This window comes from Reyranella sp. (assembly GCF_050185545.1).
In the GTDB taxonomy this organism is placed as follows: domain Bacteria; phylum Pseudomonadota; class Alphaproteobacteria; order Reyranellales; family Reyranellaceae; genus Reyranella.
In genome coordinates, this window is the sequence record NZ_JBFWZI010000307.1 from 1 (window position 1) to 5,635 (window position 5,635).

General features: G+C 67.2%; 4 protein-coding genes, 1 tRNA gene and 1 pseudogene. 3 read left to right on the plus strand and 3 right to left on the minus strand.

Annotated features, from left to right (window positions below; genetic code table 11):
* Positions 1 to 61 precede the first annotated feature (61 nt).
* Positions 62 to 568, plus strand: a complete 507-nt coding sequence (locus AB7O82_RS36820) for an NAD-dependent epimerase/dehydratase family protein (protein WP_428540454.1) — start codon at positions 62 to 64, stop codon at positions 566 to 568.
* Positions 569 to 813: 245 nt separating this feature from the next.
* Here the strand turns inward: AB7O82_RS36820 and AB7O82_RS36825 are convergent.
* Positions 814 to 889: transfer RNA gene (locus AB7O82_RS36825), tRNA-Glu, on the minus strand.
* A 395-nt stretch (positions 890 to 1,284) separates the two neighbouring features.
* The gene (locus tag AB7O82_RS36830; RefSeq protein WP_428540451.1) at positions 1,285 to 2,334 is read right to left on the minus strand and encodes a methyltransferase; all 1,050 of its coding nucleotides are present in this window, start codon (positions 2,332 to 2,334) and stop codon (positions 1,285 to 1,287) included.
* 81 nt (positions 2,335 to 2,415) lie between these two features.
* Here AB7O82_RS36830 and AB7O82_RS36835 point away from each other — a divergent pair, with 81 nt between their 5' ends.
* Positions 2,416 to 3,219, plus strand: coding sequence for a class II aldolase/adducin family protein (locus tag AB7O82_RS36835; RefSeq protein ID WP_428540448.1), 804 nt, complete (start codon positions 2,416 to 2,418; stop codon positions 3,217 to 3,219).
* 90 nt (positions 3,220 to 3,309) lie between these two features.
* On the opposite strand, the gene AB7O82_RS36840 is transcribed toward AB7O82_RS36835, so the two are convergent.
* Positions 3,310 to 3,753, minus strand: a complete 444-nt coding sequence (locus AB7O82_RS36840) for a DUF3828 domain-containing protein (protein WP_428540445.1) — start codon at positions 3,751 to 3,753, stop codon at positions 3,310 to 3,312.
* A 267-nt stretch (positions 3,754 to 4,020) separates the two neighbouring features.
* On the opposite strand from AB7O82_RS36840, the pseudogene AB7O82_RS36845 reads away from it, so the two are divergent.
* Positions 4,021 to 4,569 (plus strand): annotated as a pseudogene (locus AB7O82_RS36845) (glycosyl transferase); the annotation flags it as partial.
* Positions 4,570 to 5,635 lie beyond the last annotated feature (1,066 nt).

Below are 5,635 nucleotides of genomic sequence, written 5' to 3' on the forward strand. Positions count from 1 at the left end.
ACGATTGCATAGCTTTCACGGATGATTCGGGACCGCCCGCAGCATTCATCGGGAGAAGAGCATGAACGTGTTCGTCACCGGCGGCACGGGCTTCATCGGCCGCCGATTGGTGCACCTGCTGGCCACACAGGGCCACGCCGTCACATCCATGGACGCCGATCCAGGAGCACACTCCTTCGCCGACCTAGGTCACCGCGTAATCTCGCTCCGCGGCCACGTCCGCAGCTTCGACGACGTGATGGCAGCGATGGCCGCGCCTCGACCTGATCGCGTCGCCAACCTCGCCTACCTCATCGGCAGCAGGCACCCACCGCACACGGCCCTGCAGGTCAACGTCGTCGGCATGGGCAATTGCTTCGAGGCCGCACGCATCCTCGGCGTGCATCACACGGTCTATGCCGGTTCATTCGCAGATGGCCAGGCGCGTCGCCGCCGAGTTCCTGTCGCTCGCCACCATCCGGCCGGTGATCGGCATCACCGTCGCCGGTCTCACGGGCGCCGGCATCATGTCGTCGTCCGCTTCATTTGCCGCTCGGCGACGTCGGTCGTCATCAGCACCTCGATGTAGCGCCGGCACGCATCGCAGCGGACGTAGATAGGACCGTCGGCCCAGCGGATGGCGCGGAAAGTGCCGGACGTGTAGGGGCAGCGGCGGGTCGACATGCTGGCGAGAACAGTAGCGGAACTCTTCGCCCACTTTTCGCCCACCGCTCACGTCATCTAGCGGCATCGGAGGTCGTTTCGCGTAGGATTTTCCACAGCCGCGCACGACCGCGGATCGACAGAAAACGCTGATTTTACTGGGCTTTCGGCTGGCGCTCCCTACGGGATTCGAACCCGTGTTTCAGCCTTGAGAGGGCCGCGTCCTAGGCCTCTAGACGAAGGGAGCGGAGGCCAGAGGGCGACTGATAGTCGATAGGCCCCGGGGGCGCAAGCCTGCGGAGGAGACTCGGCCCGACCCGGCCCCCGCTTCCAAGGCCACTCGACGGCGGCCCCGCAGGGCATTCGCATACGGAAAAGACCGTCTCCCGAGCGGGGCCGCCCGATTAGGCGCTTTGTGCAACGCCATTGGCGGTGCAGCCGAGGGACTTTTCTTGCTGACGCCGCAACAAGAAGGGTCCCTTCACTACGCCTCGCTACGCTCGGCTCTGGTCGGGATGACAGATTTTATTTGGCCTATGCGAATGCCCGGGTCGGCCCCAGAGGATTCCCCCCCGCTGGCGCCGACCCAGTGCCGGGTCGGCCCGGATCAGTCGGTAGCGTTGGCCGGCCCAGTCTGCCGCTTCAGGCGGGCTTGCGTCCCGCCACTCTCGACAGGACGCCGGGCACGAAGGGATGGATGGCCACATCGCGGAAGCCCGCGCCCTCGAGATAGCCCTTCACCTCCGATTCGGTATGTGCCAGTCCGGTACTGCCGTAGATCGCCTCGTTGAGGCCCCACAGGGCCGCCGACAACGGCCCGCGGCGGTCGTCGTGCAGCGTCTCGCCGACCAGGTGCATCTCGCCGCCCGGCACCAGGGCTTCGAATGCCTTGCCGACCACCAGGCGGATCAGGTCGGGCTCGTACTGCGGCAGGTTGCTCGCCATCACCACCACGTCGACGCCTTGCGGGAAGGGGGTGCGGGTGAAGTCGCCGGGCAGGGTGGTGACGCGGCCGGCGGCGCCGTTGGCGGCGATGTACTCGTTCGCCACGACGGTAACCGGCGGCAGGTCGAGCACGATGGCTTCGAGCCCGGGATAGGTTTTGGTGGCGACGATGCTGTAGGCGCCCGAGCCGCCGCCGAGGTCGAGCAGCAGCTTGCGGCCCGTCAGGTCGACGCTGCGGCTGAACAGGCGCGCAGCGCCCATGCCGATCGAGTAAGTGGCGGCGTGATAGCGCCGCGCGTCCTCGACGGTGAAGCTCTCGTAGGCGCCGAGCCGGTTCTCCGCCGGATTGCGCAGGCGCTGGGCAAGCTCGCCATAAGCCGTCCAGCGCGGCTTGGTGAACAGGATCCACGGGCCGGCATAGCGCTCTCCGTCCTTGACCAGGAAGCGCTGGACATCGGGTGCGTTGGTGAAGCGCTCGCCGTCGCGCGTCAGCAGGGTCATGGCGGTGAGCGCCGTCAGGAGCCGCTCGGCATTGCGCGCGCTGATGCCCACCGCCGTGGCGGCGAGCGGGATGGTGTCGTGGCCGTGGGCGATGGCAGTGAACACCTCGAGCTCGACCGCCGCCATCAGGGCGGCGCTCTCCCAGTAGGCCTGCGCCATCCTCTGCAGGCGGGTCGTGTCGAGCCGCGGCCTTTCGGGCGGTTGCCCCTCTGACGCCTTCGTGTCGGATGCTTGCATATCGGCCATCGGTCTTTCCTCCATTGCCCGATCATAGCGCGCAGGCCTAAGCTTGCCCGACTTCCTTCGGCCCCTCTTCGGAGCGCTTCCATGGACATGCACATCGCGCCGGATGTTCCGCTGACCGGCATCGACGTCTATTCGCTGCCGCCGGCCGAGGGCGAGGCTGTACTGCGCCGTCAGCTGGCCGCTGCCTATCGGCTGGTCGATCACTTCGGCTGGACCGAGCTGATCTACGGCCATCTCACCGCGCGCGTGCCGGGCGCGGCGCCGCATTTCCTGATCAATCCGTTCGGCCTCAACTACGACGAGGTGACCGCCTCGAACCTGGTGAAGATCGACCTCGACGGCAACACGATTGGCGAGTCGAAGCATCCGGTGAACTATGCCGGCTTCGTGATCCATTCGGCGATCCACATGGCGCATGCCTCGCGCCACCGGGCGGTGATGCACACCCATACGCGGGCCGGCATGGCGGTGTGCGCGTTGAAGGACGGTCTGCTGCCGATCTCGATGGTGTCGACCGCGTTCCACGGCAAGCTCGCCTATCACGACTACGAAGGGCCGAGCCTCGATCTCGACGAGCGTCGCCGGCTGCTCGCCAATCTCGGCGATCACCAGGCGATGATGCTGCGCAATCACGGGCTGCTCACCACCGGACGCTCGGTGCCGGAGGCCTTTCTGCGGCTCTATCGGCTGGAGCGGGCTTGCCAGATCCAGATCGATGCGGCGGCGGCCGGCGCGCTCAATGTCATGGGCGACAACCTCGCCGGCAAGTCGGGCGCCGACATGGACCGCTTTTCCGAGATGGAGTCGGAGGTCGGCATCGGCGATCTCGAGTTCGCCGCCCTGATCCGCAAGCTCGACAAGGCGGATACCAGCTGGCGGCACTGAGCTGGGCGCTCATGCTCTTCCGGACCGCTGGCGTCCCGCTCGCTCATGAGAAGAGCGGGCGGGACGCCAGCGGTCCGGAAGAGCAGCGCGCTACTTGTAGACGGCACGCAGCGAGCCGCTCGGGGCCTTGATGTCGCTGATGCGCCAGCCGGCCGGCGTCAGGACGAGATCGAGGGTGATGCGCTTGGCCTTGCCGTAGTTGTCGAAGGTTACGATCGCCGTCGCGCTCGGCCCCTCGGTTTTGACCGACAGGGTGAAGTTCTTGACGTCCCATTCCTGGGAGTCGACGAAGGGATCGCCGTCGAGCCGGGGAACCTCGTTGCGCCGCTGGGCGTCGCGCGCCTCGGCGTCCATGAGGCGGGCGAGGTCGGGCGCGAAGAAGCGCTCGAGGTCCCAGTAGTTCTGGCCCTGGTTGGCGCCGGTCAGGTAGGGCGCGTAGAGCTCACGCAGGAACGCTTCGGCCGACGGCGCCTGGCTGTGGACCTGAAGCGGGACGGTGACGCAGAAAGCGGCCAGCAGGATGCGTCTGAGCACGGAACGGGGTCGGGCTTGTGCCGTGATGGAGCGCCTTGGCCGGGCAACCGACGCCGTCGTGGTGGGCTGCGCAATCACGCTGATCGAGGTATCGCCATTCAAGGTGTAAATAGCCGAAAACGCCCGCGGTCACCATCGCTGTCCAAGGGCGCATCGGATGCTATCGGGCACGACATGACGACAGACGGCGCAGGCGGCGGTGCCCGCCCGGATGGCTCGGGAGGGGCGAGAGGGTCGCTCTGCCTCAACATGATCGTGCGCAACGAGATGGCGAACCTGGAGCGCTGCCTTAGCGCCGTGGCACCCCACATCCATTGCTGGGTGATAGGCGACACCGGCTCGAGCGACGGGACCCAGGACTACATTCGGTCCTTCTTCGCCGAACGCGGTATTCCCGGCGAGCTGCACAGCTTCCCGTTCGAGAATTTCGAGCAGGCGCGCAATACCGCGCTCGATCACGCGCGCGACACGACGCTGCCCTATGCCTACCTGCTGCTGGCCGACGCCGACATGGAGCTCATCGTCGACGACCCGGCTTTCGCGCGCCTGCTCACGGCACCCGGCTACCGCCTGATCCAGAAGGCCGAGTCGGGCCTGACCTACTGGAACACCCGCCTGATCCGCCGCGGAATCGGCGCGCGCTATCACGGCGTTACGCACGAGTACGTCGACGTCCCCGGCGGCGTCGAGCCGCTGACCGGCGCCTGGTACAAGGACCACGCCACCGGATCGAACCGGCGCGACAAGCTCGCGCGCGACATCCGCCTGCTCACCGCGGCGCTGGCGCGCGAGCCGGACAACAGTCGATACTGGTTCTACCTCGCCCAGTCGTACCGCGATGCAGGTCAGTTGCAGAAGGCGGCCGAGGCCTATGCCAGGCGCGCCGACGCGGGCGGCTGGGAGGAGGAAGCCTGGTATGCCCGTCTGCAGGAGGCGCGCTGCCTGCTTGCCCTGGGCGACGAGGGCGGCTTCCTGCGGCAGATGCTGCGCGCCTTCAATCAGCGGCCGCAGCGTGCCGAATCGCTGTACGAGCTGGCGCGCTTCTACCGCGAACGCAGCCTGTTCGACGCCAGCGTGCTGTTCTCCGAACCGGGAATGAAGATGCGGCGTCCCGGGGACGACATCCTCTTCCTGGAGGACTTCTTCTATACGGCCGGCCTGAAGGAGGAATTCTCGATCGCGGCGAACTACGCGGGCGATCCCGAGTGCAGGGACAGAGGCTTCGCGACCTGCGACTGGCTGGCGTCGAGCCGGCTGGTGCCGGCGCGGTCGCGAGACCTCGCGCGGTCGAACCTGTTCTTCTATGTTCAATCCGCGTGCGAGGTGATGCCGTCCTTCCGCGCCAAGCGTCTCGCGTTCGCGGCGGCCAAGGGGTTGAGGACCCTGAGCGCATCGATTGCGTCCGAAGGCAGCGACATCGCGTTGCTGCTGCGAACCGGCAACGCCCGGCCGGGCGACGACGGCCTCCATCACGCCGAGGGGCCGGTATTCCTGGTTCGCGACCATTTCGTCGAGTTCGGTGGCGATCTCGAAGGGCGCTCGACGGTGGCGATCGCCTCGGCGGACGGTGCGGGCCTTGCGCGGACGCGCACCTCCGACGACGGCCTGCTGTTCTTCTGGCAAGAGGGCTGGTGGTGCGGTTCGGGGGCAAGGACGGCCGAGGCTGGCTATGACATCGTGCGGATCGTGACCGGCGGAGAGGAGGCGCGGTACGCGGAGCGGCGAGATCTTCACGCGCTGGGCGGGAGGCGCCCTGCCGTCGGCTGGATGCCGGTGGTCGATGATGGGGTGCTGCGCTTCATCGCCGGCTGCGATCCGACACTGATTCTGGACGAGCGTGGTGCCGTCGTCGGGGAGAGCAGTCCACCGGCGATGGCCGAAC